Genomic DNA, 25,439 nt, shown 5'->3' with positions numbered 1-25,439 from the left:
GCGTGTGGCAAAGCCCCAAGAATGGGCAAGTTCGAGAGCCAGGTTCGTGCTCAAATTCGGGCGGTGTTGCGTTGAGCGCCAGTAGCATCTGTGGATCGGTACGGGGCACTGTCCCTGCCGGGACAGTCTTCAATAATAGGGCTATGGGCATAAAGCCTAGTTAACCCTGACTGCCACAGAGGAGCCAATCTTTAATGGGAACACAAGTTAGGATTGGGGAAGGCAAAAGGCCAGAGGAGTCTTTGGGCTAGGCGACGCGATTGGATGACGCCATGCTCTGAAAAGCAAAGAGCCCTATCATACGGACACCACTTGGGGTGTGCGTATGATAGGGCTCTTGCCCGTACCGCTTGCCATGTTTGTCTTTCCGCAGGTAGGCGCCCTTGCCCTTTTTCGGACGTTGTTGCTGACTCCTAAAGATCTTTGAGGTGACAAGTGCTGCGTGGGCATTATCGGTGATCGCACCGCGCCCATGATCGATGGTTTTTGACATCGCAGTTTTCCCTTTAAGTTTTGAAAGAGCACCGGCATCAGCGCCGGTGGCCGTATGGTATCAGTCGATCGACGCGCAGAACAATGTTTGCCTGGGAGGACTCTCACTCTGCATCATTGAGCGATCCGGCTTGAGTCTGCGAGGCTACAACGCTTGGTGAACCCTGACATGGACGTGCTGCGGGCATATTCCAACTCGTTGAGCCTCGCTGCGCTCGACGTCAACCTACTCGATGAAGAAACTGTGCCCGCTGGGACACCCTGCGATCTGGTGGCGTGTTTATGCCGGTTGCAGCCGTGCCACCGGCTTGGCGTTGATGGGCAGGTGCAGCAGGGCGGCGGCGGTGGCGAGGAGGACGGTGGCCCACCAGATCGGCTCGTAGCTGCCGTAGTAGTCAAACACCCGGCCGCCAACCCAGGCGCCGATAAAAGAGCCCAACTGGTGGGTGAAGAACACCAGGCCGTAGAGGGTGGAGAGGTAGCGGGCCCCGAAGATCTGGCGTACCAGACCCGAGGTCAGGGGGACGGTACCCAGCCAGACAAAGCCGATGGCCCCGCCGAAGGCGGCGGCGGTCGTCTCATTGACCGGCAGCAGCACGAAGGCGGCGATCACCATCGCACGAAGCAGGTAGAGCGCGGCCATCACGTGGCGTTTGTCGAAGCGATCGCCCATCAGGCCCCAGAAGTAGGAGCCAAAGATGTTGAAGATCCCCACGTAGGCCAGGGCCAGGGCGGCGGTGGAGCCAGACATCCCTTTGTCTGCCAGGTAGCTGGGCAGGTGGGTGGCGATGAACATCACGTGGAAACCACAGACGAAGAAGCCGGCGTGGATCAGCCAGTAGCCCTTATGGGAAAAGGCTTCGCCCAGCGCCTGGCGCAGGGTCTGCTCTGGCTGGATGGTGGTGGCCGATGTGGCTGGGGTGCTGTGTGCGGTACGGATAAAGGCGGCAAAGGCGATCATCAGGGTACAGAGGGCAGCAAATACCAGGAAGGCGGTTTGCCAGTCGAAGTTGCCCAGCAGCGCCTGGGCACCGGGGATCACGGCAAACATGCCGAAGGAGCCGGCGGCGGTGGTCAGGCCAAAGGCTTTGGCGGTGTGCTCGGCGGGGACGGCCTTGGCGACGGCGCCCAGTACGATGACATAGCTGGTGCAGGAGAGGCCCAGGCCCACCAGGGCGCCCAGGCTGATAAACAGCACGCCGGTGTGGGTGGTCAGCGCGGTCAGCGCCAGGCCAGCCCCATAGGCCAGGGCGCCAAGAGTGATCACTCGGCGGGCGCCATAGCGGTCGGCGGCCATGCCGACGAAGGGCTGGAAGGCACCGAACAGCAGGTTTTGCACGGCGATGGCCAGGCTGAACAGCTCACGACCACTGCCGAACGTGTCGCTGATGGGCATCATAAAGATCCCAAAGGACTGGCGAATGCCCAGGCTGACGATCAGGATGGCGATCCCCATCCAAACCAGAAGGGGAAAACGGAAAATGCTCATGTTCAGTGGTGTCCTTGATGGGGGTTCGATGCGGAAGCGTGGGGTTCGTTGTGGTGTTCGCCGTGGTGATCCATGGCGTGGCAGCCTGCATTGACGGCATCACGGGCCAGGGCGTCAAGCAGGGGCTGGCAGTGGTGAACGGCCATCAGTGTCAGCAGCAGTAAAAGCAGCCAACGCAGCAGCTGCGCGGAGAGGGTTTGGGTATACACGGCGGCTTCCGGTTCAAAAAGAGGGCGCAAGGGTACCGGCGGCCATGAAATGATTCAAATGACAATAAGTCAGAGGCCACATGAATTCTATGCATGGCAGTCTGGAACCGATTCCAATCACCGTACCGGTTCACGAATGCATCTGAGTCATGCGCTTAATGATTAGGTTTCACTAGGTTCATGACTTAGGGCAGACTAGACTTCTTCCTCAGTAACGGCGGTCATCCGCTTTCCCATAAATGGAGTCAAACTGATGTTTAAGGCACTGATCCTCAACCAAGAGGATAAGAAAACCCTGGCTGGGGTCGAGACGATCGACGAGTCCATGTTGCCCGAGGGCGAGGTGTTGATCGATGTGGATTATTCCTCGTTGAACTACAAGGACGGGCTGGCGATCACCGGCAAGGGGCGGATCATTAGGAATTTTCCCATGGTTCCAGGGATCGATCTGGTTGGCACGGTCGCCGAGTCCAGCGATGACCGCTATCAGCCAGGCGATGCGGTGGTCCTGACCGGCTGGGGCGTGGGCGAGAACCACTGGGGCGGTATGGCCGAGAAGGCCCGACTTAAGGCGGATCATCTGGTGCCTCTGGCCCAGGGGCTGTCTGCCAAGCAGGCGATGATGATCGGCACCGCCGGTCTGACCGCCATGCTCTGCGTGCAGGCGCTGCAGGATGCGGGCGTGACGCCGGATAGGGGGACGGTCCTGGTGACCGGTGCCAGTGGTGGTGTGGGCTCGGTGGCGGTTACCCTGCTGGCCCAACTGGGCTACAAGGTGGCGGCGGTGACCGGTCGTGCCGAGCAAAATGGTGCCATGCTCAAGGCCCTGGGGGCCAGTGAGATCGTCGAGCGCAGCACCCTGTCCGAGCCGGGGCGCCCGCTGGACAAGCAGCTGTGGGCGGGGGCAGTGGATACCGTGGGCAGCACCCTGCTGGCCAATGTGCTGGCCCAAACCCACTATGATGGGGCGGTGGCTGCCTGTGGTTTGGCCGGTGGCTTTGATCTGCCCACCACAGTGATGCCCTTTATCCTGCGTAACGTCAAACTGTTGGGCGTAGACTCGGTAATGTGTCCCTTTGCCAAGCGCCAGGCAGCCTGGCAGCGTCTGGTCGAACTGTTGCCGGAGACCTTTTATCAGCAGGCGTGTCGGGAGATCACCCTGGAGCAGGTGCCTGAGCACGCCGAGGCGATCACCAATGGCCAGATCACAGGACGGGTGGTGATCAAGCTCTAAGCTTGCCGCCTTTGAGCCAGGAAGAAAAAGGCCCCTCTTCGCTTCAGGTGAAGAGGGGCCTTTGGGATCACGATGGCTGATCAGTCAAAGATCTTATCGGCCCATAGGGTCAGTCCTGTGGTGACACTGCCGAAGTTGTCGCCGCAGATCATGGGGACTTGATAACGCCGGGCCAGGAATTCCCGGATCAGAGGCGAGTTGGCACTGCCTCCGGTGAGGAAGAGGGTATCGGGTTGGCAGCCCGCCTGGCGGATCACTTCGTCGGTGAGGCGGGCAATATGATCCAGCAGGCGCTGGCTGGCTTGTTGCAGTTGATCCCGGCTGATCTCGTCGCTTAGGGCCTCTTCGAGGAAGGTCAGATCGACGTCGGTGCGTTCACTCTGACTCAGGGCGATCTTGGCTTGCTCGGCCGTGGCGCTGAGCTGATAGGTCATTCGCTGGGCGTGCAGGGTATGCAGCCGCGCCAGGGGGGCCATACCCGGCTCCCGTTGCAGACGCTCAAGCAGGGTGCGGGTGTCGCGTTCGAAGAAGCGGGTCTGGGCCGGCAGATCATTGACCGCAGCAGCATCCTTAAAGGGTTTCACCGGCACGCTACGCCCGCCGGGCAGGGAGAGGGTGGCTCCCAGTACAGGCATCAGGGCATGGAAGTTGAGGGCTATATCAAAGTCGTTGCCGCCGATCCGCTCGCCGCTGTAACCCAGCACGCGTTTGGCGTGATCGCCACTGTCCAGGTAGCCCGGTCCCATGGTGAGCAGGGAGACGTCGCTGGTACCGCCGCCGATGTCGATCACCAGTACCTTTTGCTCTTCGGTGAGCTGTTGCTGATAGGCAAGGCCAGCGGCCATGGGCTCATAGAGAAACTCGACCTGCTCAAAGCCGACGAATTGGGCGGCGTGGGTGAGGATGGCGATCGCCTGGCGGTTGCTTTGCTCGCTGTTGAGTCCCTGGAAGTTGACCGGCCGTCCGATCACCACCTTTTTGATGGGATCCTGTCCGGCCTGGCGGCTTTGCTCGACCAGGTGCCACATCATGCTGGCGGCAATGTCTTCAAACAACTGTTGCTGGCGGGGGGCAATGCCGCTGGCACCGAGGAAGGATTTTGGGCTGCGCACGTAGTAACAGTCAGCGGGATCCTCTAGGTAGTGCGCCAGGGCGTGACGCCCGAAGGCGAGCTGATCCCCATAGCCATCGAGTTTGGCTTCTCGCAGGGCATGCTGGCTGGCCGCCAGTTGCATGCCGCGGGCCTGTTTGTAGCCCTGGCCCAGATCGCGGCCCTGAAGCTGTTGATAGAGCCAGCCGCAGATCATCTCGGAACGCGGTGCAAACAGGGTGGAAGGCATGTAGTGGCCATGTTCTGGCAGGGGGACCAAGGTCGGCGTCTGGCCCTGCATCACGCCGATGGCACAGTTGGAGGTACCAAAATCAAAACCCGCTATCGAACGCATTCACTACTTCCTCGCTGTAAAAGGGTCGGCGAGGTTAGCGGATCTGCCCTTGGGGTTCAAGTTCGGCAGCAGGGCTGCTGGCCCGGAAAGGCCCGGAGCCGGGGTGGTTGGGGCGGTGTTGAGCTTCGCTGCGCTCAACTCAACCGTACGAATCGGTGTTGAGCTTCGCTGCGCTCAACTCAACCGACTGCGCTCAACTCAAGCTACGAAGCGGTTGAAGGCGGCGTTTATTTGCCCCGGCGAAATTGCAGGAACTGCTCGTCGAGCAGGCGCTTGGTGTAGTCGTGCTGGGGGTTTTCAAACACGGATTCCGTATCGCCCTGCTCAACGACTTTGCCTCGTTTCATTACGATCACCCGATCACTCATATGGCGGACCAGGCCCAGATCGTGGGACATCAGGATGTAGGACAGCCCGAGCTCCCGCTGGACCTGCAGCATCAGGTTGACGCACTGGGCGCGCAGTGAAGTATCGAGGCCGGCAAAGGCTTCGTCGGCCACCAGGATCTTAGGTTCGAGCATCAGGGCTCGGGCGATGGCGACACGCTGGCGCTGACCGTGGGCGAGCATCTGGGGGTAGAAGTCGGCGTGCTCCTGCAGCAGGCCCACTTGCAGCAGACCCTTGGCCACCAGAATCATCCGCTGCTCTTTGTCCAGCTTGGTATTGAACAGCAAAGGCTCTTCCAACTGCTCCCCGATCCGCAGCTTGGGGTTCAAAGAGGTGCTGGGGTCTTGGAAGATCATGCGGATCTCCTGGCTGCGTCGACGGATATCCCGGCTGAGCAGCTCTTCACCCTCCAGCAGGATCTGTCCTCCGCTGCGGGGACGCGCCCCGGCCAGGATCTGGGCCAGTGAGCTACGACCAGAGCCGGCTTCGCCAACGAAGGCCAGGGTTTCCCCCTTATAGAGATCGAAGGAGATGGGGGCCAGCGCCTGCTTGTATTCCCGGTTCAGCCAGGAGGTGCTTTTTCGATAATGTTTGTGCAGTTCTCGCACCTGCAGCAACGGCGTCATGACGCTTTGTCCTTTTCGATGAGCGGGAAGTGGCAGCGATAGCCGTGTCCGCCCTGACTGCGGATGGTCGGGGTCTTAACGCATTCGCGCCGGGCATAGGGGCAACGGGGGCCCAGACGACAGCCTACCGGCAGGTGTTGCAGTGGGGGAATGGCACCGCGCAGGGCGGGCAGGTCGCTCTTACGCTCCCTGGCCGAGCCCGGGGTCAGGGCACTTTGCAGCAGGGCTTCGGTGTAGGGGTGCATAGGTTCGTTGAGCAGCTGCTTGCTGCGGCCGGATTCCATCAGGTGGCCACAGTAGAGCACGGTAACCTTGTCCGCCCATTTGGCGACGGATTTAAGATCATGGCTGATAAAGAGGATGGCGACATTGCCCAGCTTGTTCATCTTGTCCAGCAGGCGGAAGATCTTGGCCTGATCCGAACTCTCCAGCCCAGTGGTGGGTTCATCGGCGATGATCAGCTTGGGCTTGTGCGCCAACGCCATGGCCAGCATCACCTTGTGAGCCTCCCCATCGGTCAGATCCCAGGGGAAGGTCCGCAGGATGCTGGTGTGATCCTTGAGCCCCACCTTGTGCAGCAACTTGATGGCCAGGGCACGACGCTTAGCCTTGCGTTGCCACCAGGATACTTCGGAGAACTTTGGCATCGCCTCCAGCATCTGGGTACCGATCCGGGCTCCGGGATCCAGGCAACTGGCGGCTTCCTGGAAGATCATGGCGATCTCCTTGGCCATCAGGACGCGGCGCTCGGCGGCAGTCATGTTGAGCATATTCTGCCCATTCCAGCTCAGGCGGTCGGCCCGGACATGGGTGCGGCGATCCGTGATCCCCAAGATGGCTTTGCCCAGCAGGCTCTTGCCGGAGCCGGATTCGCCCACCAGGCCGTGGATCTCACCTTCACTGAGTTTCAGGCTGAAACGCTCCAGGGCGACATAACGGCCATGGGGGGTATCCAATTCGATGGTCAGGTTGCGGATATCCAATAACTGCATTAGCCGCGCTCCTTGATGTGCTCGTCGCGAAGGGCGCGCAGGCGTGCAGACATTTCAGACTCCGCGGTATTGGAAAGGGCTGCTGTTAAGACCAGGTTGCGTCGGTATTGGGGCAATAAAGGCATTAGCCACGCTCCTCACTGATGGCATGGCGCAGGCCATCACCCACCAAGTTGGTGGCCAGTACTGCCAGCAGGATCGCCATGCCGGGCATGGTTACGGTCCAGGGGGCGCTAAGGACGTTATTCACCCCTTCGCTGACCATGGCCCCCCACTCGGAGGAGGGAGCCTGGGCTCCGAGGGAGAGGAAGCCCAGGGCGGCGATGTCCAGGATCGCGGTAGAAAACGCGAGGGTCGTATGGATCACGACGGTGTCGGTGATGTTGGGCCAGATCACGTAGCGCAGCAGTTGCCACTGGTTTGCCCCATCCAGTCGCGCGGCCATGACGTACTCTTTTTGCATCTCTTCATGGATGGCGTTATGCACCAGGCGGACAAAGCCGGGGAGCAGGGCCAGGCCGACGGCCCAGAACACGTTTTGCAGGCCGGGACCGAGCACGGCGGCAAACAGCAGGGCCAGCACGATGGAGGGGAGCGACAGCAGGGCATCGAGCAGGTGACCCAGTACCGAGGCTTGCAGGCCCCGGCTGGAGCCGGACAGAGTACCGATCACAAAGCCAACGCACAGGGCCAGCCAGACGATCAGGGCGGCATAGCCGAAGGTCTGGTGGGCACCGTGTAGCAACCGGGAGAGGATGTCCCGGCCAAGTGCGTCGGTCCCCAGGAAGTAGTCGATGGTGCCGTCGCTGTGCCAGGAAGGGGGCGCCAGCAGGACATCGGTGGCTTGTTGTTCGGCGGTATAGGGGGCCAGGGCCGGCCCAAACAGGGAGAGCAGGATCATGATGATCAGGCCCCACAGGCCGATCACCGCCGTCGGGCGTGCCTTGAAGTGGCGCCAGATCTGGTGCCAGGGCGAGGGGATCTTGTCCTCATGGTACAGCTGTGGACTAGCCATGGATCTCCTTGCGGGTAACCGGATTAAGCAGTGCGTGGGCGATATCGAGCAGGATGGCCGAGACGACGATGGCCAGGCTGATCATCAGGATCCCACCGGTCAGGGCGGTATGGTCGCCCTCATATTGGGCCGCCAACAGCCAACTGCCCAGCCCCGGCCAGGTGAAGATCATCTCGACGATGATGGCACCTGAGGCCAACTGACCCAGCTGAAGGCTCATGATCCTCAGCATGGGGGGAAGGGAGTTGGGCAGGGCATGGCGTACCACCAGGTGAAGGCGGGGCACTCCCCGGGCCATCAGGGCTCGGATATAGTTTTTGTCCATCTCCGCCAGCATGGCGGCACGAATGGTGCGGATCACTATGGTGCAGGGGAGTGCCGCGAGCACCAGCACCGGCAAGACCAGGTGATTGACCGCGTCCCTGAAGGCATACCAGCGCCATTGAGCGTCGGACAGGGGAATGTCGATCAGCATAAAACCTGTGATCGGGGGAATATCATAGAGCAGGTTGAGCCGGCCGGAGGGAGGAAGCAGATCCCATTCCAGGCCGAAGGTCAGCATCATTAACAGGCCAAGCCAGAATACCGGCACCGAGAAACCCAGCAGGGTACCGGCCCACAGGAGTTTGGGCAGGGGACCTTGGCGGCCGGCGGCCAGCACCCCCAGCGGGATCCCCAGCATCAGGGCCAGTATCAGGGAGAGCACCACCAGTTCGATCGTGGCGGGCAGTACTTGAACCAACTCCTCTACGATGGGGGCTCCTGAAGTTTGGGATACGCCGAAGTCGCCCCCCAGGCGGGCTCCGACGAAGGCCAGGTAGCCCTGGACCAGGTTGGTATCGAGGCGGTATTGGGCCCGAACGTCGGCCTGCTGTTGCAGGGTCGGTTCGGTCAAGCCGCTGAGGTTGGTAATGGGGCCACCGGGCATCTTCAGGTTGGCGAGATAGAGCAGTCCCAACAGCACCAGGGCGGTCAAGACCAGCAGATTCAGGCGACGGAGCAAGTAGGTCAGCATTCAGGGCTCCTTGCGGATCCGGGTAAAGTCAGCGCCACCCGAAGTGTGCAGGATCGGCCCCTGCCAGTGGCGCTGGCGGCCCAGGGTACGGCTGGCGTGAGCCAGGGGGAGCAGCGGTAGCTGCAGTTGCAACTGGTGCTCCAGTTGGCTGTAGAGTCGGCGTCGCTCCTCTTTGTCCTCGGTGGCCCGGGCGGTGGCCATCAGCGCATCGAACTGGGGATCGCACCAGCGGGCCCGGTTGGAGCCAAACACCAAGGCATCGCAGGAAAGCAGGGGGGTAAAGAAGTTGTCCGGATCCAGGTTGTCGGCGGCCCAGCCTATCAGCACGGAGTCATATTCGGCGTGCTGAAGCTTGTTGATAAAGCCCCCCCAGTCGTAACTGACGATATTCAGAGTCACACCGATCTCGGCCAGATCTTGCTGCAGGATCTCGGCAGTCTTGATCGCATTGGGATTGTAGATCCGGCTAACCGGCATGGCCCAGACATTCAGCTCCAGTGAACTGAACCCGGCACTGTCGAGCAGTTGGCGCGCTCGCTTGGGATCGTGAGGCAGCTCAGGCAGGTTCGGGTCATAGGCCCAGGAGATCGGTGGCAACAGGCCTTTGCCGATCACGGCGGTATTGTGATAGACGGCGGTTAGCAATCGGCGTTTGTCCACCGCAAGACTGAGGGCTCGACGGACCCTGGGATCATCCAGCGGCGGCTTCTGGGTGTTGAAGGCCCAGAAGGCGACATTGAGGCCGGGGCGGGTGTCTACCGCCAGGTCATCGTACCGCTGGATCACCGACAGTTCGCTGATCTGGGGTAGGGCTGCGACATCACAGTCGCCACCAATCAGCTTCACCACCCGGGTGGTACTCGAGGGGGTGATATCAAACACCAACTGCTCAAGGATCACCTGGGGTCCCCAGTAATCGGGATGGCGACGATAGCGGATATAGCGATTACGCAGGTAGTCGGCCAGGACGTAGGGGCCGGTGCCGACGGGCTGGCTGTCGATCAATTCCGGGGTTCCAGCTTCGAGCAGCTTCTCGGCGTATTCGGCGGAGAGGATCACGGCAAAATCGGTGGCCAGATCGGCCAGGAAGCTGGCATCGGGATGCTTGAGTACGAAGGTGATCTGTTGATCCGAGATCTTCGTCAGGGCAGCCAGGTTGTCGGCGAGGCCGACGCTCTGGAAGAAGGGATAACGACCGCCAGAGATCTTGTGATACGGATGGCTGGGATCCAGCACGCGGTTGAAGCTGAACAGGACGTCGTCGGCGTTGAAAAGGCGGCTTGGGGTAAACCCCTCGGTGAGGTGAAAGTGGGCGTCATCCCGCAGGTAAAACTGGTATTCCAGCCCATCATCGCTGACGCTCCAGTCTTCGGCGAGCTCTGGGATCAGTTGTCCACTCTGGGGATCGATCGACAGCAACCGGTTATAGAGTTGCTTAGAGGTGGCATCGATGGCCGTACCCGAGGTTGTCAGCTGCGGATTGAAGGTTTCCGGGTTCCCTTCGGAGCAGTACACCAGGCCGGGGGCATGGTGGGCTTTATCGCCGCTGCAGCCCCCGATTAGCAGGGTGAACAGCGTCGCTGTCAGTGTGGCGAGGCTGGATAAAATTCGGGTTCTGGCCATGATGAGATTTAGCAACTCGTTGATCGCCGTAGTCTAGCAAGGCCCGCCCTGCGCCTCAATTGTCCTGCCCGAGCAAATCGTATTTCTTCAGGATCCCGCGTAGCTGGTGGTAGGTGAGTCCCAGTATCTCGGCGCACTTTTTCTGGTTGTACTGGCTGTGTACCAGGGCTTGTTTCAGCAACTGCACCTCATGCTCCTGACAGGTCTGTTTGAAATCCAGTGGGAAGCCCTGAACCGCCGTGGCAATGGGGGCCGTTGGCTCGCTTGCCGAAGCGGACTGCGTTTCTTGGGGACGTGGACGGTCCTCGGTGCGGATCGTGTCATTGGGGCGCCAGGGGGAGTCGAAGGGATCGATGACGATCTCGTGAACCGGCAGCTGGGCATTGCCATGGCGATAGACGCTGCGCTCGACCACGTTCTTGAGTTCACGGACATTACCGGGCCAATGGTAGCCCAACAGGGTCTTGCGGGCGCGCTCGGTGAAGCCGGCGAACAACTCCATCTCGAGCTGGCGGGCCATGGCGATGGCAAAGTGTTCCGCCAGCAGCAGGATGTCGTCCGGCCGTGAGCGCAGCGGCGGCAGGGTGATGACGTCGAAGGCGAGGCGATCGAGCAGATCGGCCCGGAACTCGCCCTGTTGTGCCAGACGGGGCAGATCTTCATTGGTGGCACAGATCAGGCGAACGTCACTGCGCAGGGTGCGGTTACCGCCAACCCGTTCAAACTCTCCGTATTCGATCACCCTCAGTAGTTTTTCCTGGATCAGCCCGGAGGTGTTGGCCAACTCATCGAGGAACAGGGTTCCCTTGTCGGCTCGCTCGAAGCGTCCTTCATGACGCTTACCGGCGCCGGTAAAAGCGCCGGATTCATGGCCAAAGAGCTCACTTTCCAGTAGGTTTTCATTGAGCGCGGCGCAGTTAAGCTTGATATAGGGCTGCTCCCAACGACGGGAGAGGAAGTGCAGTCGTTCGGCGATCAGCTCCTTGCCCGTGCCCCGCTCGCCGATGATCAGCACTGGCTTGCTCAGGGGGGCAACCTGGGAAACATGGTCCAGCACCTGATGGAAGGCGGTGGATTGACCGAGTAAGCTCTCGGTTTGGCGAGGTGATGGCATCCGATTCCGACTCAATGGTTAGGTTGGTAAATTTAGCCAACAGTTGGCGAGTTCCATGATAGGAAGCCCAGAGCGAAAAAGAAACCCTTGGAATATACTCTTTATTAAACAAGGTGTTATATGACGAAGGTGGAGTTGGCACGAGATCTGTATAGTTGCTCTTGAGGGCAATACAGATTATGAGGAATAGATTATGGGTATTTTCACGCGTTTCGCCGATATCGTGAATTCGAACCTCAGCGCCTTGCTGGATAAGGCCGAGGATCCGGAGAAAATGGTACGGATGATCATTCAGGAGATGGAAGACACCCTGGTCGAGGTGCGCTCTACCTCGGCCAAGGTGCTGGCAGAGAAGAAAGAGGCTGTTCGGCGCGTAGAGCGTGCCGAGAGTCAGGTGGGTGAATGGCAGGCTAAGGCGGAGCTGGCCCTCTCTAAAGAGCGGGAAGATCTGGCCAGGGCAGCCCTGGTTGAGAAGCAGAAAGCCGCCGAACTGGTGGATGCCCTCAAGGATGAGCTGATCGTGATCGAGGAGCAGATCGTGCGCCTCAAAGAGGAGATCACGGCGCTGCAGGAGAAACTCAATGATGCCCGTGCCCGTCAGAAGACCATCATCATGCGCAAGCAGACGGCCACCTCCCGCCTGGATGTGAAGCGTCAGCTGGATCCGGCCAAGATCGACAAGGCGATGAGCCGATTTGAGCAGTATGAACGGCGTGTCGAGGGGATCGAGTCTGAGGTGGAAGCCTACGAGATGGGTCAGCCTCGCAGCCTGGAGGAGGAGTTTGCCGCGCTGGAGGCGGAAGACAAGGTCAACCAGGAGCTGGAAGCCATGAAGAAGAAGCTGGCCAAGAAGAAATCGTAATCGGTGTGCAATAAGGAGTGATGCATGGAAGAGATGATAGGTTTACTGATTGCGCCCCTGGTCCTGTTTATGATCTTCGTGGCGCCCATCTGGCTGGTCTTGCACTATCGCAGTAAGAAGCAGATCAGCCAGGGACTGACGGACGAGGAGTATCAACAGCTCAGCGATCTGTTGCACCGGGCCGATAAAATGGCCGATCGGATCGAAACGCTGGAGCGGATCCTCGATGCGGAGTCACCCCAATGGCGGAGGAAACATGACGATGAATGAACAAGCCCCGCTGTACCGGATCCCCGAGCAGGGTAAGGTGGCCGGCGTTTGTGCCGGGCTGGCGGAGCGCTTTGGCCTGGAGATCTGGCTGGTGCGGATCATCGCCTTCTCGGCGTTTATCTTGACAGGCTGGTTCTTTGGTATCGCCTTTCTGCTTTACGTGGTGGCCTGGGTGCTGCTGGATAAGAAACCCAGGGAGCAGCCCCTGGCGCGCCCTGAAGTGAAAACCAAGGTGTGGCAGGCCGGTGAGTCGCCTCGAGTTGCATTTCGGGATGTGAACACCCGCTTTCGCTCTTTGGAACTGCGTCTGCAGCAACTCGAACGCCATGTGACTTCCGACGCCTACAGCTTGCGTCGGGAGATCGATAATCTGAAATAAGCCCCTTTCTGGCGGGAGCCCTAGGCTTCCGCCGATACTATGTATGGATCCCATCAAAGCTCAACATCATCTTAAGGCCCGCTTGGGCCGCCTGGGTCGTCAGATGGAGCAAATGGCCTATCGCGGACTGGATCAACACCTTCGAGTGGGGATCACCGGTCTGTCCGGGGCGGGCAAAACCGCCTTCGTGACCTCTTTAGTGCATCAGTTGTTGCATGCCGACAGTCAGCAGTTACCCATGTGGCAACTGGTGTCTGAGGGGCGTTTGCTGGGCGCCGAGCGTCAGTTGCAGCCCAGTTTGACCCTGTTGCCCTTCGATTACGATGCCGCCATTGAGGGGTTATGTCAGGCGCACCCCCAGTGGCCCCCGTCTACCCGGGGGATCTCGGAGATCCGTCTGGCGTTGCGTTTTGCTCCGGGACGGGGGCTCAAACGCCAGTTGGCCGATACCCTCACCCTGTACCTGGATCTGGTGGATTATCCGGGCGAGTGGCTGCTGGATCTGCCGATGTTGGAGCAGGATTTTGCTGGTTGGAGTGAACAGCAATGGCAAATGCTCAATAGGACCCCTTGGCGTGAACAGGCGAAGCCCTGGCTGAGCCGAGTGGAGGCACTGTTTGAGCAGGCCAGGGTTTCCGATGCGGAGCTGGCGGAGATCGCCGAGGAGTATGGGGGCCTGCTGGCGACCCTGCGCCATAGCCTCAATGCCACCTTCTTGCAGCCGGGGCGAGCGCTGTTGCCCGGCGAACTGGCCGGGACGCCTATTTTGGCGTTTTTCCCTCTGCCACCGGTGAAGGAGCACCCCTTGCATGCCCGCTTGGCGGCTCGCTTCGATGCGTACTGCCAGCAGGTGGTGAAGCCCTTCTATCGTAGCTATTTTGCCAAGTTCGATCGGCAGATCGTGCTGTTGGATACCCTGGGAGCCCTGGATCAGGGACATGCCCAGATCGATCAGATGGCCGCATCCATCCGCGCCATCATGCAGAGCTTCCATTATGGGCCAGGCTCCATGCTGAGACGCCTGTTTAAGCCACAGATCGACAAGCTGTTGTTTGTTGCCACCAAGGCGGATCACATCACCGCCGACCAACATGCCAACCTGTTGGCATTGACCGACCAGTTGGTGGGGGAGAGTGGTCGCCGGGCCCGTTTCCTTGGAGGCCGGGTGGAAACCATGGTGCTCAGTGCCATTCGGGCCAGCCATCAGGGTCAGGTACAGCACCAGGGCCAACCCATCAGCGTGATCCGGGGACAGTCAAAGGATCACCAGCCCCTGGTACGGTTTCCCGGCGAGGTGCCCAGGCAGTTGCCTTCGGCGGATTTTTGGCAGCAGCAGGGATTCGATTTTGGTCAGTTGGCACCACCCCAATTGAAGGATCCCCATGGAGCCTTGCCCCATATGCGTATGGACCACCTGTTGGAGTGGCTGTTGGGAGATAAAACCGCATGAAGCCGATTAAACCATCGCAACAGTTTGCTGAGCAGCCAGAGCCGGAGGAGTACTCGGTTGCTCCGCCACAGGAGCTGGATCCAACACAATCGATTGCGCCGGAGGATTGGCAGGCGGCGAAGCCTGAGTCTTCTTCGAGAGCTCGTTACAGCCGCCTCGCGCGGTTGGTACTAGCGGGTGTGTTTGCCCTGATCCTGGTTGAAGCCGGCTGGACCCTTTGGGAAGCCTGGCAGCGGAGCAGCGCACTGTTTGCCCTCTATCTTTTGGTGCTGGGGGGCGGCCTATTACTGCTGGGTCGGTTGGGCTGGCGGGAGTGGCGTCGTCTGGGTCAGCTCAAACGGGCCGGGCTGCGGCGGCAAAAGGCCCGGCGCATGGAGCTGGGCAGTCAGCGAGGCGAAGCCCAGCCGTTGATTGAAGCCCTGGGCAGGGAGTTGCCCGAGGCGTACCGCGAGGCTTTTGCCTCGTGGCAGCAACGCCGTCAGGCGTTTCATAATGACGGTGAGTTGTTGCTCCTGTACGAGCGGCTCGTGCTCGGTGAGCAGGACCGGGCCGCCGAGGCCTGCATCTATCGTTACGCAGGTCAAGCCAGCCTGCTGCTGGCAGCGAGCCCCATGGCAGTGCTGGATATGGCTCTGATGCTGTGGCGCAATCAGGCGATGTTGGATGAAGTGGCTCGGATCTACGGCATTGAGCCGGGCTACTGGGGCCGGATCCGTTTGGTACGGGGGATCCTGGTGAATCTCCTCTATGCCGGGGGCAGTGAGTTGGCCGTGGATCTGGGTACCCAGATGTTATCGGCCGAGCTGACCGGCAAGCTATCGGCTCGAGTCGCTCAGGGGTTGGGAGCGGGCCTGCTAACCGCCCGATTGGGCTATGCGGCCTGTGCCGAATGTCGTCCATTGCCGTACCAGGCCCGTCACCGCCCCTCTCTGGTGAAAGTGCAGGGCAAACTGTTGGCACAGTTAACCCGGGTATCGGCGGATGCCTTACGTTATGCCCGTGAAGTCAGATCTCGTAACGAGGAATTTACACGCAATCGTTAGTGGATTGGTGTCGAGGTCCCCCCTCTGGTTCGGTTCGGAGATAAGGTAAAGCGAGAGGCTTTATGTGTGAAGGAGGCCACAGGGTGTCGGGCGCCAGTTCTTGAGCCTTGGGCAGCTGGCAAACCGTGGGAACCACCTGGGCACTCCGCGCTGCAGCTCATTCAGGGGTGAGCGGCGATTTGAGTTTTCGGCTGGTGCTTTAGCGAGCCCATTCGCTTGGAGGGCATGTCGAGACAAGGGGCATTGCGGTGCGACTATGGCCGTTTTGGCTTCGCTGGGTGACGGGCGGCGCTCGATGAATGACTCGCAGTAGGCCAGCGGGGCGATGAGGGGGCAGAATGAAAGAGAGTCATTATACCGCTCGTATGCCGGGGCCTGGCGGAGTGATCAGCTACTCCGAGCAGGAGCATAAGATCTGGGCGGCGCTTTGCGCTAGGCAGCGCGCCTGCATTCAGGGTAAGGCTTGTGATGAGTACCTGGCCGGACTGGATAGGCTGGGGCTGCCGGCAGATCGGATCCCACAATTGGCTGAAGTGGATGCGATCCTGGTTGACAGCACCGGCTGGCAGACGGCTCAAGTACCAGCCCTGATCTCGTTCGAACGTTTCTTTGAACTGTTGGCGAGTCGGCGATTTCCGGTCGCCACCTTTATCAGGCGCCAGGAGGAGTTTGATTACCTTCAGGAGCCCGATCTCTTCCATGAGATATTCGGTCATTGTCCCCTGCTGACCAACCCTGCATTTGCGCATTTTACCCACACCTACGGCAAATTGGGGCTAACCGCCTTGCCCTGGGAGCGGGTCTTTTTGGCCCGCCTGTACTGGTTTACCGTTGAGTTCGGTCTGGTTTCCAGCGTTGATGGCGTGCGGATCTACGGTGGTGGGATCTTGTCGAGTCCCGGGGAAACTCGATATGCCCTGTCCGAGCAACCGGAGTTGCGCCCAATGGATCTCCTGGATGCCATGCGCACGCCCTATCGTATCGATATCATGCAGCCGATCTATTATGTCTTAGAGGCGATCGACCAACTCTATGAGTTGGCGGAACAGGATCTGCTGGCATTGGCTCATAAGGCTCGTCGGCTTGGGTTGTTTGAGCCCAAGTTTTCACCCAAGCAAGATGCGAGTTGAGGAGGAACGGATTGCCATGAGTGACTTGAAACAGCAACATTGCGAGGCCTGCCAGGCAGGAGTACCGAAGATCAGCGAGGAGGCGTTGGCTTCCTTGATGACTCAGTTACCGGATTGGTCCCTGCCGGTTCGGGATGGCGTGATGCAGTTGGAGCGGCAATACCGTTTCAGAAACTTCAAGCTGGCCTGGGCCTTTGCCGATAGGGTGGCTGAGTTGGCGGAAGCCGAGTTTCACCACCCGTCGATTTTGCTGGAATGGGGAAAGGTCACCGTTACCTGGTGGACCCATGCTATCGGAGGGTTACATAAGAACGATCTGATCATGGCCGCCAGAACGGATGCTTTGCAGCGCTAGCCCTGTCCGAATTTTTCCTGAATGAAAACCCACCCGCAACGGTGGGTTTTTTCTCGCAAGGGACTATAACGTACAGCTTCTTTTACAGTATGATCATGCTAACCATTCCCGTAAGACTCCGGGCTGCCAGGGCGATTGACTGGTGGGAACGCCTGGATGACACGCCTATTACAACAGGGAGGGCTGATGCGTATCCGAGTCAGTTGCCAGGACAGGATGGGGCTTGCCCGCGAGATCCTCGAAGTCCTCGAAAAATTTGAAATTAATATTAACGCCATCGACGCTGCGAGCGAAGGTTTCGTGTACCTGCAGATCCCGGCGCCGGGGTTTGAACAGCTGCAGGCGCTGATGCCGACGCTGCGTAAGATCCCCAATGTCACCGATGTACGTACCGTTCCCTATATGCCCTCAGAGCGTGAGCACTATGCTTTGGAGGCTTTGCTGCGTACTCTGCCGGATCCGGTTTTCTCGGTGGATCTCAAGGGACACATATCCACGGCGAATGACTCGACCCTGGCGGTATTGGGTGCCAGTCTGGATGAAGTTCAAGATCATCCCGCGGCCAACTATATTCACGGTTTCTCCTTTACCCGGTGGCTGGCGGGTGATGAGGTGTTGCCTCAGGCGACCCGCATCACCATTGGGGACAATCAGTACCTGGCTGAGATGCTGCCCATCGATCTGCCCGATGAAGAGGGCACGAAGATCCTGGCCGGTGCCATGGTGCAGCTTAAGTCTCCTGCCCGAGTCGGCAAGCAGTTCAACGCACTGCGCGAGCAACGCAGCGGCTTTGATACCCTGATTGCCGAGAGCAGCAGAATGAAGGCGCTGTTGGCGGATGCCCAGCGGATGGCCCAACTCGAGGCACCTTTATTGATTTTAGGGGAGACGGGGACAGGGAAAGAGCAGTTGGCTCGGGCGTGCCACGATGCCAGTTTGAGGCACGACAAAGCCTTTGTGGTGATTAACTGTGCGTCACTGCCTGATGCCGTGGCAGAAAGTGAGCTGTTTGGTCTGGCAGCCAGTCCTGGTGATGTGGTGAAACGGGGCGTTATTGAACAGGCCAATGGCGGTACCGTATTCCTCGATGAGGTGGCAGACATGTCGCCGACATTACAGGTGAAATTGTTGAGGCTGATCCAGGACGGGTGTTTTCGCCGCGTTGGGGATGATACCGAGATCAAGGTGGATCTTCGGATCATTTGTGCCAGCCAGAAGGACCTGTCTGAGCTGTGTCAGAAAGGCGGGTTTCGTGAGGATCTCTATTACCGCATCAATGTGTTGAATCTGATCTTGCCGCCGTTGCGTGAGCGCAAGGCGGATATCATTCCTTTGGCCGAGTTGTTCTTGGAACACTACAGTCAGCAGTTGGGCAGCCCGGCGCGACAACTGGGGGCTGCTACTCGTGATGTGATTCGAAACTATGCCTGGCCGGGTAATGTTCGTCAGCTAAAGAATGCGATCTTTCGGGCCGTATCCATGGCCGAAGAGCGAGGGGAATTGACCCCGGAACAGCTTAACCTGCCCGCCTGGAGTGAAAGCTTCGGCTACTTTGATCAGGAGTTCGAGGGCACCCTGGACGCTGCGGTGAAGCAGTTTGAGGCTGGCCTGCTGCGTCGCCTCTATCCCGCCTACCCCTCGACCCGTCAACTGGCTCGCAAACTGGGTGTGTCCCATACGGCCATTGCCAACAAGTTGCGGGAATACCGCATTGGTAAGCAGCGAGCTTAACTTTATGATTTAAAACTGTATGTGTCAGGCTGTAAAGGCAGTCTGACATCCATTCCCCCTGCTTGATTGCCCTTTACACCTTTATCGGCTCCCCCCTACTAAGGTAAACAGAATGTTACTTGATGGCGAAAGCTTGGAGGCTGGGAGATCATATGGCGGCGCAGAGCAATATCACAGAGAGTTGGAACCCCCTGGGGACGGATGGATTCGAGTTTGTCGAGTATGCGGCACCGGATGACGCCGGGATCCAGGCGCTGAAACACCTGTTTCGAGCGCTTGGGTTTGCCGAGATCGCCAGGCATCGTAGCAAGGTTGCCTGGTTATTCCGCCAGGGGGAGATCAACTTCATCGTGAATGCCGAGCCTCATTCCCAGGCTGCGGCGTTTGCCCGAGAGCACGGCCCCAGCGTGTGTGGTATGGCATGGCGGGTCAAAGATGCTGGGCTGGCGATAGCGCATGCCTTGGCAAATGGTGCGGAGGCGTTTGAGGGTAAGATTGGCCCAATGGAGTTGAATATCCCGGCTATCAAGGGGATAGGTGACTCAGCTTTGTATTTTGTTGACCGTTATGATGAGCGTTCCATCTATGATGTTGATTTCAACTTCTATCCCGATGCCGACCAACGTTTGACTGATGCCAATATTGGGCTCTATGAAATAGATCATCTCACTCACAATGTATTTCAGGGAAATATGGATAAGTGGGCCGGGTTTTATGAGCGAATAGGCAATTTTCGCGAGATCCGTTATTTCGATATTGAAGGGAAATTAACTGGGCTGGTGAGCCGTGCGATGACAGGCCCTTGCGGTAAGATCCGCATCCCGATCAATGAGTCCTCTGACGATAAGAGCCAGATTGAGGAGTACCTGAGGGCATACCGAGGTGAAGGGATCCAGCATATCGCACTGGCCACCGATGATATCTATCGGACAGTAAGGGCGCTGCGTCAGGGAGGGGTGGCGTTTATGCCAACACCAGACACCTACTACGACAAGGTTGATAGCCGGGTGCCAGGTCATGGTGAAGATCTTGAAGCGATGCGAGAGTTGAGGATCCTGGTGGATGGCGCCCCAGGTAAGGATGGTATTCTGCTGCAGATTTTTACTCAAACAGTCATTGGGCCGGTGTTTTTCGAGATCATCCAGCGCAAAGGTAATGAGGGCTTCGGTGAGGGCAACTTCAAAGCTCTGTTTGAATCAATTGAGGAGGATCAGATCCGACGAGGGGTGATTTAACTAGAGAGATATGCTTAATATTGGGCGCGTAGCAGGCCCCTTTCTCTTTATTGTTGATTTTTGTTCGTTAAGCGTATTGAATTAATAATGCTTTGTCGTTAGGGGTCTATATTGGGATGTTAAGACAGGCCACTGTTGGGACCCTTTGAAACATGCTCAAATTGTACGGATATTGGCGCTCCACGTCGGCTTTTCGGGTGCGCATCGCGTGTCACCACAAGCGGCTGCCATTCGAGTATGTCGCTGTCAATCTGGAGCGTGATGGTGGTGATCACCAACTGCCGGGTTATGGCGTACTCAGTCCGAATCAATTGGTGCCGACTCTGGTGGACGGGGATCTGGTACTCAACCAATCCCTGGCGATCATCGAATATCTCGACGAGGCTTACCCCGAGTCTCCTTTATTGCCCGAAGGTGCAGTGGATAGGGCCAAGGTACGTGCCCTGGCACAAAGCCTCGCCTGTGAATGCCAACCCCTGCATAACATGCGGGTGATGCGTTACCTTGAACAGCGTATGCAGCAAGGAGGCTCTGCTCGACGGCATTGGTATCAGCATTGGTTGCGCCGAGTGTTTGATAGTCTGGAGGTACAGCTAGAACAGACGGGAGGACGCTATTGCTTTGGTGACCGTCTGACGCTGGCGGATCTGTGCTTGGTGCCGGAATATGACCAGGCGCAGATGCACGGCATTGATCTCGACGATTATGTGCGTATCGGTGCCATTGTTGGGCATTGCCGGCAATTGGAAGCTTTTACCCTGGCGGCTCCTCAGTTCCAACCCGATGCGGTGTAAGCCCGTTAGTTTTTTTGTGATGACAGACAGATACCTCCATCGGTTAAAGCGGTGGACGGGTGTTTTTAGGTCTTTTATTGGGCAAAACAAATCATTAGGCAGTTCCTTTCGTGTCCTTTATGAGCTTCCGACCGGCCCCTTTGGGTTCTTGCACTAGAATGCATCCATAGGGCGTTGTTAGTTGCCCGGTTGTTGGTTCCTCCCTTCCACCTTGTTTTGCCCTATCACCTCGCGTGTTGTGGTAACGGTGGACAAAAAAGGTTCTTACTATGGAATTGTCGTTACGAGAGACGGTTTTGGCCGCCATCCTGGTGCTCCTTATTGGCCGTTTTCTCAACAGTTACATCGGGGTGCTGCGGCGTTACAACATCCCACAGCCTGTGACCGGTGGGATCACCGCCTCCCTCTTATCGCTCCTGGCTTATCAGGTGTGGGGCTTTGAAGTTCAGTTCGATATGGCGCTGCGGGATGTCCTGTTACTGGCGTTCTTCACGTCTGTGGGCTTGTCCGCTCGCCTGGAGATGTTGGCGAAAGGCGGGCGACCTCTTCTGGTTTTGATGTTCATCTGTGTTGCCGGCGTGCTGCTGCAAAACGTGACGGGTCTGGTAATGGCCAAGGTCACTGGCTTGCCCACGATCAATGGGTTACTGCTTGGCTCTGTCTCACTGTTTGGTGGCCATGGTACTTCGGTAGCCTGGTCGTCGGTGTTTGAAGAGCAAGCGGGGATCAGTAATGCGCTGGAGATTGGTATTGGCAGTGCCACCATGGGGCTCATACTGGGTGGGCTCGTAGGAGGCCCGCTTGCACAACGGCTTATTGAGAAGAATGGCTTAGAGGCTGGTGAACCCATTCTTAGGACCCAGGGAGAGGGGCGAGGCGGCCGTCAAATCGACAGCCAGGGAATGTTTGTCGTGTTGATGTACATCAGTGCAGGGATGATCCTGGGAACCCATGTGTCGGGCTGGGCGGAAAGTCAGGGGGTGATGGTTCCTGAATTCCTTGCCTGCATGTTATCCGGTTTGGTCTTGACCAACGTTTTGCCGCGATTGCTACCCAGGCTGGAGGCGCCTACCGAGGGCCAGTCTCTCTCTCTGATGGGGGAGATCACCTTGGGTCTGTTTCTGGCGATGTCGCTCATGGGGATGCAGCTTTGGAGCCTGGTTGATTTGGCTTTGCCCATGTTGCTGACGGTCTTAGTACAGGTCACCGTGATGGTGTTGTTGGTGGTGTTGGTGATGTTTCCCATGTTGGGGCGTAGCTACGACAGTGCGGTGATCTGTGCGGGCTATCTTGGAATGGGATTGGGGGCGTTGCCCAATGCGATGGCTAATATGAATGCCGTGGTAGGGCGCTATGGTGCGGCTCCGATGGCCTTTATGGTGATCCCATTAGCCAATGCCTTCTTTGTCGATATTTCTAATGCGGTGATCCTCCAGTTGATGCTGAATTTCTTCGGGGTTTGACTCCTGAGAAAGACAAAAAGCCTTCACAGGATGTGAAGGCTTTTTGCTATCCAGCGCAGCGTTAGGCTAGGGATTTTGTTCCAGCAGGAAGTCCAGGAAGGTTCTATCGGCCTGGGTCAGAGCACGGCCACTCTTCCAGCCAACATGGAGGTCGAGGAATAACGGCTCGCTGAAGTGCAGGGCTTTGATCTCCGGATCACCTTCGACCACCATATCCAAAACAGTGGTGATGGCAAACCCTTGGCGAACGATACTGCGGATCAGTTCAATCAGGTTGGTTTCAAAGGCGATGTCCGGTTTAAAGCCCCTGGCCTGAGCTAAATCATTGACGATCTCTCTGTGGTAGTAGCCACTCTTGAACATGACCAGTTCATGCTGGAAAAACTCATCCCAGTCGATGGTGTCTTGTTGAGCCAAGGGGTGCTCAAGCCCGACGGCCGCGATCATTTCGGGGCGGGTGAGTGGCAGGGTATCCAACCCGGTTTGCTCTCCCGGGTCGATGATAATACCGATATCGACTTCATCCCGTTCCAGCATGCCTCGGATCTCCTGGGTTCCCGCTTCGCAAAGGGAGAGTTTCAGGTCCGGATAGCGATGATGGAACGCCATCAAGAGGGCTGGAAAATAGTAGGATCCGACCATGCCCGGCAGTGCGATTCTGACCTCTCCTCGGTCGAGATCTCGAAGTCGTGCCATTGCCTGAGTCGCTTGCTCAACGCGTTGCAGAATGGCTTGGGCGTGCGGCAAAAGTTCTTTACCCTCAGCAGTAAGCTGCACCCGTTTGTCTTGGCGATGCAGCAAGACTAAGCCCAGATCATTTTCCAATTTCTTAATAGCGGTACTGACGGCGGGTTGGGCTACACCCAACACTTTGGCGGCACGCGTGAAACTGGCGTGTTCGGCCACCATGACAAAATTACGTAGCTGACGGAGATCCATAGGTGCTTGAGTCGACTTTTAAACTGCGGGACTCTCTCTACTATGCCAGCTTATTTGAATCCCACAAGTAAGGAATCGTATATCACTTTATCGCCTTAGTGGTTTGTGAGGGGCTTAGCTTCAGTCAATGCGCGTTTAGGAAGCACTCTGAGTTGTCCAAGGCTAGTTCTCATTCAGTCTTCCCAGGACGTCCTCTGATGGGATCAGTTCAAGATGGCCCTGATCATCAAAGTACCAGCCACTGATGTAACCTTTACGACGCATCGCTTCGAAGTCATTGAGAACTTGCCGCGCTTCGCGCTCTGCCCGGGCTTGGTCGTAGCCATGCACGCGCTTGAGATAGGAGGCAATGCTTTCCATCGGCGCAGATTGTGAGATGTGGGTTGGCATGGGGAAGCTTCCAAATGTGGTGTAACTTCCATTAGCGTAGAACACCCGCCGATAGAGGAAAGGCGCGAATGTGGATTGCTTTTGGTCGTGGCGGCGTTGGCTGCTAAACTAGCGTGCTTAACTGGCCAAGGCCATACGTACAAGTTTCTGTATATCGAGAAGGATATGACCGTAAAAACCCGTTTCGCCCCGAGCCCGACCGGCTTTTTGCACGTCGGCGGCGCCCGCACTGCTCTGTACTCCTGGCTCTATGCCCGTAATCAAGGTGGTGAATTTGTCCTGCGTATCGAAGATACGGATCTGGAACGCTCCACTCAGGAAGCGATCGACGCGATCCTGGAAGGGATGGAGTGGCTGGGCTTGAACTGGGAAGAGGGTCCCTACTTCCAGACTAAACGTTTCGATCGTTATAACCAACTGGTCGACCAACTGTTGGCGGAAGGCAAAGCCTATAAGTGTTACTGCTCTAAGGAGCGTGTCGATGCCCTGCGTGAACAGCAGATGGCTAACGGGGAAAAGGCCCGTTATGACGGCCATTGCCGCGATGCTCACGGTGAGCATGATGAAGATGCTCCTTATGTGATCCGCTTCCGTAACCCGGCCGAGGGCAGTGTCGCCTTTGATGACCACGTGCGTGGCCGTATTGAGATCGGTAACAGCGAGTTGGATGATCTGATCATTCGCCGCACCGATGGCTCTCCGACCTATAACTTCTGCGTGGTTGTGGATGACTGGGATATGGGGATCACCCAGGTCGTACGGGGTGAAGATCACATCAACAATACACCTCGCCAAATTAACATCTATAACGCGTTGGGCGCACCGGTTCCTGAGTTTGCCCACGTATCCATGATTCTGGGGGATGACGGTGCCAAGCTGTCCAAGCGCCACGGTGCGGTGAGCGTGATGCAGTACCGGGATGATGGTTTTCTGCCACAAGCCCTGTTGAACTACCTGGTGCGTTTGGGCTGGTCCCACGGTGATCAGGAGATCTTCTCCATGGAGGAGATGATCCAGCTGTTTTCTCTTAAGGCGATCAACAAATCTGCGTCGGCTTTTAACACCGATAAGTTGCTTTGGTTGAACCAGCACTATATGAAGAGTGAGCCAGCGGCCGAGGTGGCCAAGCATTTGGCATGGCACTTTGCCGATCAGCAGATCGATGTGGCTAAAGGCCCGTCCCTGGAAGAGTTGCTTCCTGTGATGGCGGAGCGCTGCCAGACCCTGAAGGAACTGGCTGCCTCCAGCCGCTACTACTACGAAGACTTTGAGCAGTTTGATGAAGCCGCTGCGAAAAAGCACCTGCGCCCGGTTGCCCAGGCACCTTTGCAGCGAGTGGGTGAAAAGCTGGCAGCCTTGACCGAGTGGAATGCCGAGGCAATCCAGGAGTGCCTCAAGCAAACGGCTGAAGAACTTGAAGTGGGTATGGGTAAGGTGGGTATGCCATTGCGTGTGGCGGTCACCGGTGCAGGCCAGTCTCCAAGCCTGGATCTGACGCTTTTGTTGATTGGACAGGCGCGTTCCGTCGAAAGGATCAACAAGGCGGTGGAATTTGTAGCAAACAGAGCGAATTCCTAAAAAACGCTATTGACTCATTTGGGGGGGGTCCCTAAAATGCGCCTCGCACTGACGGGGATGCTCCCTGAAAGAGCAAAGGTTGTGGGGCTATAGCTCAGCTGGGAGAGCGCTTGCATGGCATGCAAGAGGTCCGCGGTTCGATCCCGCGTAGCTCCACCAATTCTCTCTTCGCTTAGGTA

The 25,439-nt window shown here is 58.0% G+C and carries 25 protein-coding genes and 1 tRNA gene; 14 read left to right on the top strand and 12 right to left on the bottom strand.

Going from position 1 to position 25,439, the window contains the following annotated elements; genetic code table 11:
- Positions 1 to 247: 247 nt before the first annotated feature.
- The 3 genes from arfA to AC2D8U_RS07320 all read right to left on the bottom strand — a co-directional run bounded on the left by arfA (position 248) and on the right by AC2D8U_RS07320 (position 2,190).
- Positions 248 to 493, bottom strand: a complete 246-nt coding sequence (arfA, locus tag AC2D8U_RS07330) for an alternative ribosome rescue factor ArfA (RefSeq protein WP_484618410.1) — start codon at positions 491 to 493, stop codon at positions 248 to 250.
- A 279-nt stretch (positions 494 to 772) separates the two neighbouring features.
- Complete coding sequence (locus AC2D8U_RS07325) at positions 773 to 1,981, bottom strand: MFS transporter (RefSeq protein WP_484618409.1); 1,209 nt, start codon at positions 1,979 to 1,981, stop codon at positions 773 to 775.
- A gap of 2 nt (positions 1,982 to 1,983) precedes the next feature.
- The gene (locus AC2D8U_RS07320) at positions 1,984 to 2,190 is read right to left on the bottom strand and encodes a hypothetical protein (RefSeq protein WP_484618408.1); all 207 of its coding nucleotides are present in this window, start codon (positions 2,188 to 2,190) and stop codon (positions 1,984 to 1,986) included.
- Between the two features lie 253 nt (positions 2,191 to 2,443).
- Here AC2D8U_RS07320 and acuI point away from each other — a divergent pair, with 253 nt between their 5' ends.
- Entirely contained in the window at positions 2,444 to 3,424 is a 981-nt protein-coding gene (gene acuI / locus AC2D8U_RS07315; RefSeq protein ID WP_484618407.1) for an acrylyl-CoA reductase (NADPH), read from the top strand.
- An 80-nt stretch (positions 3,425 to 3,504) separates the two neighbouring features.
- Here acuI and yegD read toward each other — a convergent pair whose 3' ends face one another.
- The 7 genes from yegD to pspF all read right to left on the bottom strand — a co-directional run bounded on the left by yegD (position 3,505) and on the right by pspF (position 11,641).
- Positions 3,505 to 4,869, bottom strand: a complete 1,365-nt coding sequence (gene yegD / locus AC2D8U_RS07310) for a molecular chaperone (RefSeq protein WP_484618406.1) — start codon at positions 4,867 to 4,869, stop codon at positions 3,505 to 3,507.
- 227 nt (positions 4,870 to 5,096) lie between these two features.
- Entirely contained in the window at positions 5,097 to 5,882 is a 786-nt protein-coding gene (locus tag AC2D8U_RS07305; protein ID WP_484618405.1) for an ATP-binding cassette domain-containing protein, read from the bottom strand.
- Entirely contained in the window at positions 5,879 to 6,874 is a 996-nt protein-coding gene (locus tag AC2D8U_RS07300) for an oligopeptide/dipeptide ABC transporter ATP-binding protein (RefSeq protein ID WP_484618404.1), read from the bottom strand. The genes AC2D8U_RS07305 and AC2D8U_RS07300 overlap by 4 nt, the downstream gene beginning before the upstream one ends.
- Before the next feature lie 124 nt (positions 6,875 to 6,998).
- Positions 6,999 to 7,889 carry an ABC transporter permease subunit gene (locus tag AC2D8U_RS07295; protein WP_484618403.1) on the bottom strand — a complete coding sequence of 297 codons (891 nt, stop codon included), beginning with the start codon at positions 7,887 to 7,889 and terminating at the stop codon, positions 6,999 to 7,001.
- Positions 7,882 to 8,904, bottom strand: coding sequence for an ABC transporter permease subunit (locus tag AC2D8U_RS07290; protein WP_484618402.1), 1,023 nt, complete (start codon positions 8,902 to 8,904; stop codon positions 7,882 to 7,884). Before AC2D8U_RS07290 ends, AC2D8U_RS07295 begins: the two co-directional genes overlap by 8 nt.
- Positions 8,905 to 10,527 carry an ABC transporter substrate-binding protein gene (locus AC2D8U_RS07285; protein ID WP_484618401.1) on the bottom strand — a complete coding sequence of 541 codons (1,623 nt, stop codon included), beginning with the start codon at positions 10,525 to 10,527 and terminating at the stop codon, positions 8,905 to 8,907.
- 55 nt (positions 10,528 to 10,582) lie between these two features.
- Positions 10,583 to 11,641 carry a phage shock protein operon transcriptional activator gene (gene pspF / locus AC2D8U_RS07280; protein WP_484618400.1) on the bottom strand — a complete coding sequence of 353 codons (1,059 nt, stop codon included), beginning with the start codon at positions 11,639 to 11,641 and terminating at the stop codon, positions 10,583 to 10,585.
- Positions 11,642 to 11,834: 193 nt separating this feature from the next.
- On the opposite strand from pspF, the gene pspA reads away from it, so the two are divergent.
- The 11 genes from pspA to gltS all read left to right on the top strand — a co-directional run bounded on the left by pspA (position 11,835) and on the right by gltS (position 22,353).
- Positions 11,835 to 12,503, top strand: coding sequence for a phage shock protein PspA (gene pspA / locus AC2D8U_RS07275; RefSeq protein ID WP_484618399.1), 669 nt, complete (start codon positions 11,835 to 11,837; stop codon positions 12,501 to 12,503).
- Positions 12,504 to 12,527: 24 nt separating this feature from the next.
- Positions 12,528 to 12,773 (top strand): envelope stress response membrane protein PspB, encoded by a 246-nt coding sequence (pspB, locus tag AC2D8U_RS07270; RefSeq protein WP_484618398.1) that lies wholly within the window; start codon positions 12,528 to 12,530, stop codon positions 12,771 to 12,773.
- Positions 12,760 to 13,152, top strand: a complete 393-nt coding sequence (gene pspC, locus AC2D8U_RS07265) for an envelope stress response membrane protein PspC (RefSeq protein ID WP_484618397.1) — start codon at positions 12,760 to 12,762, stop codon at positions 13,150 to 13,152. Before pspB ends, pspC begins: the two co-directional genes overlap by 14 nt.
- Before the next feature lie 43 nt (positions 13,153 to 13,195).
- Positions 13,196 to 14,602, top strand: a complete 1,407-nt coding sequence (locus AC2D8U_RS07260) for a YcjX family GTP-binding protein (protein ID WP_484618396.1) — start codon at positions 13,196 to 13,198, stop codon at positions 14,600 to 14,602.
- Entirely contained in the window at positions 14,599 to 15,645 is a 1,047-nt protein-coding gene (locus tag AC2D8U_RS07255) for a TIGR01620 family protein (RefSeq protein ID WP_484618395.1), read from the top strand. The genes AC2D8U_RS07260 and AC2D8U_RS07255 overlap by 4 nt, the downstream gene beginning before the upstream one ends.
- 338 nt (positions 15,646 to 15,983) lie before the next feature.
- Positions 15,984 to 16,775: a phenylalanine 4-monooxygenase gene (phhA, locus tag AC2D8U_RS07250; RefSeq protein WP_484618394.1), complete on the top strand. Its 792-nt coding sequence runs from the start codon at positions 15,984 to 15,986 to the stop codon at positions 16,773 to 16,775.
- A 16-nt stretch (positions 16,776 to 16,791) separates the two neighbouring features.
- Complete coding sequence (locus AC2D8U_RS07245; protein ID WP_484618393.1) at positions 16,792 to 17,130, top strand: 4a-hydroxytetrahydrobiopterin dehydratase; 339 nt, start codon at positions 16,792 to 16,794, stop codon at positions 17,128 to 17,130.
- A 186-nt stretch (positions 17,131 to 17,316) separates the two neighbouring features.
- Entirely contained in the window at positions 17,317 to 18,861 is a 1,545-nt protein-coding gene (gene tyrR, locus AC2D8U_RS07240; RefSeq protein ID WP_484618981.1) for a transcriptional regulator TyrR, read from the top strand.
- 152 nt (positions 18,862 to 19,013) lie between these two features.
- On the top strand, positions 19,014 to 20,096 hold the full coding sequence (gene hppD / locus AC2D8U_RS07235) for a 4-hydroxyphenylpyruvate dioxygenase (protein WP_484618980.1): 1,083 nt from the start codon (positions 19,014 to 19,016) through the stop codon (positions 20,094 to 20,096).
- Between the two features lie 152 nt (positions 20,097 to 20,248).
- Positions 20,249 to 20,890, top strand: coding sequence for a maleylacetoacetate isomerase (gene maiA / locus AC2D8U_RS07230; RefSeq protein ID WP_484618392.1), 642 nt, complete (start codon positions 20,249 to 20,251; stop codon positions 20,888 to 20,890).
- Between the two features lie 269 nt (positions 20,891 to 21,159).
- Positions 21,160 to 22,353: a sodium/glutamate symporter gene (gene gltS, locus AC2D8U_RS07225; protein WP_484618391.1), complete on the top strand. Its 1,194-nt coding sequence runs from the start codon at positions 21,160 to 21,162 to the stop codon at positions 22,351 to 22,353.
- Positions 22,354 to 22,419: 66 nt separating this feature from the next.
- Here the strand turns inward: gltS and AC2D8U_RS07220 are convergent, their stop codons facing one another.
- The gene (locus AC2D8U_RS07220) at positions 22,420 to 23,292 is read right to left on the bottom strand and encodes a LysR family transcriptional regulator (RefSeq protein WP_484618390.1); all 873 of its coding nucleotides are present in this window, start codon (positions 23,290 to 23,292) and stop codon (positions 22,420 to 22,422) included.
- Between the two features lie 162 nt (positions 23,293 to 23,454).
- Positions 23,455 to 23,682: a hypothetical protein gene (locus AC2D8U_RS07215; protein ID WP_484618389.1), complete on the bottom strand. Its 228-nt coding sequence runs from the start codon at positions 23,680 to 23,682 to the stop codon at positions 23,455 to 23,457.
- Positions 23,683 to 23,847: 165 nt separating this feature from the next.
- On the opposite strand from AC2D8U_RS07215, the gene gltX reads away from it, so the two are divergent.
- Positions 23,848 to 25,260: a glutamate--tRNA ligase gene (gene gltX, locus AC2D8U_RS07210; protein ID WP_484618388.1), complete on the top strand. Its 1,413-nt coding sequence runs from the start codon at positions 23,848 to 23,850 to the stop codon at positions 25,258 to 25,260.
- An 83-nt stretch (positions 25,261 to 25,343) separates the two neighbouring features.
- Positions 25,344 to 25,419 (top strand) — tRNA-Ala (locus AC2D8U_RS07205).
- Positions 25,420 to 25,439: the final 20 nt, after the last annotated feature.

This window comes from Ferrimonas sp. YIN67, assembly GCF_057219095.1.
Note: the sequence above shows the minus strand (reverse complement) of the source record. Positions and strands in the feature narration are given on the sequence as shown.

Excerpts from the sequence above, each read along its gene's own strand:
- arfA (WP_484618410.1), bottom strand. The coding sequence starts at position 493 with ATGTCAAAAACCATCGATCATGGGCGCGGTGCGATCACCGATAATGCC.
- AC2D8U_RS07325 (WP_484618409.1), bottom strand. The coding sequence starts at position 1,981 with ATGAGCATTTTCCGTTTTCCCCTTCTGGTTTGGATGGGGATCGCCATC.
- acuI (WP_484618407.1), top strand. The coding sequence starts at position 2,444 with ATGTTTAAGGCACTGATCCTCAACCAAGAGGATAAGAAAACCCTGGCT.
- yegD (WP_484618406.1), bottom strand. The coding sequence starts at position 4,869 with ATGCGTTCGATAGCGGGTTTTGATTTTGGTACCTCCAACTGTGCCATC.
- AC2D8U_RS07305 (WP_484618405.1), bottom strand. The coding sequence starts at position 5,882 with ATGACGCCGTTGCTGCAGGTGCGAGAACTGCACAAACATTATCGAAAA.
- AC2D8U_RS07300 (WP_484618404.1), bottom strand. The coding sequence starts at position 6,874 with ATGCAGTTATTGGATATCCGCAACCTGACCATCGAATTGGATACCCCC.
- AC2D8U_RS07295 (WP_484618403.1), bottom strand. The coding sequence starts at position 7,889 with ATGGCTAGTCCACAGCTGTACCATGAGGACAAGATCCCCTCGCCCTGG.
- AC2D8U_RS07290 (WP_484618402.1), bottom strand. The coding sequence starts at position 8,904 with ATGCTGACCTACTTGCTCCGTCGCCTGAATCTGCTGGTCTTGACCGCC.
- AC2D8U_RS07285 (WP_484618401.1), bottom strand. The coding sequence starts at position 10,527 with ATGGCCAGAACCCGAATTTTATCCAGCCTCGCCACACTGACAGCGACG.
- pspF (WP_484618400.1), bottom strand. The coding sequence starts at position 11,641 with ATGCCATCACCTCGCCAAACCGAGAGCTTACTCGGTCAATCCACCGCC.
- pspA (WP_484618399.1), top strand. The coding sequence starts at position 11,835 with ATGGGTATTTTCACGCGTTTCGCCGATATCGTGAATTCGAACCTCAGC.
- pspB (WP_484618398.1), top strand. The coding sequence starts at position 12,528 with ATGGAAGAGATGATAGGTTTACTGATTGCGCCCCTGGTCCTGTTTATG.
- pspC (WP_484618397.1), top strand. The coding sequence starts at position 12,760 with ATGACGATGAATGAACAAGCCCCGCTGTACCGGATCCCCGAGCAGGGT.
- AC2D8U_RS07260 (WP_484618396.1), top strand. The coding sequence starts at position 13,196 with ATGGATCCCATCAAAGCTCAACATCATCTTAAGGCCCGCTTGGGCCGC.
- AC2D8U_RS07255 (WP_484618395.1), top strand. The coding sequence starts at position 14,599 with ATGAAGCCGATTAAACCATCGCAACAGTTTGCTGAGCAGCCAGAGCCG.
- phhA (WP_484618394.1), top strand. The coding sequence starts at position 15,984 with ATGAAAGAGAGTCATTATACCGCTCGTATGCCGGGGCCTGGCGGAGTG.
- AC2D8U_RS07245 (WP_484618393.1), top strand. The coding sequence starts at position 16,792 with ATGAGTGACTTGAAACAGCAACATTGCGAGGCCTGCCAGGCAGGAGTA.
- tyrR (WP_484618981.1), top strand. The coding sequence starts at position 17,317 with ATGCGTATCCGAGTCAGTTGCCAGGACAGGATGGGGCTTGCCCGCGAG.
- hppD (WP_484618980.1), top strand. The coding sequence starts at position 19,014 with ATGGCGGCGCAGAGCAATATCACAGAGAGTTGGAACCCCCTGGGGACG.
- maiA (WP_484618392.1), top strand. The coding sequence starts at position 20,249 with ATGCTCAAATTGTACGGATATTGGCGCTCCACGTCGGCTTTTCGGGTG.
- gltS (WP_484618391.1), top strand. The coding sequence starts at position 21,160 with ATGGAATTGTCGTTACGAGAGACGGTTTTGGCCGCCATCCTGGTGCTC.
- AC2D8U_RS07220 (WP_484618390.1), bottom strand. The coding sequence starts at position 23,292 with ATGGATCTCCGTCAGCTACGTAATTTTGTCATGGTGGCCGAACACGCC.
- AC2D8U_RS07215 (WP_484618389.1), bottom strand. The coding sequence starts at position 23,682 with ATGCCAACCCACATCTCACAATCTGCGCCGATGGAAAGCATTGCCTCC.
- gltX (WP_484618388.1), top strand. The coding sequence starts at position 23,848 with ATGACCGTAAAAACCCGTTTCGCCCCGAGCCCGACCGGCTTTTTGCAC.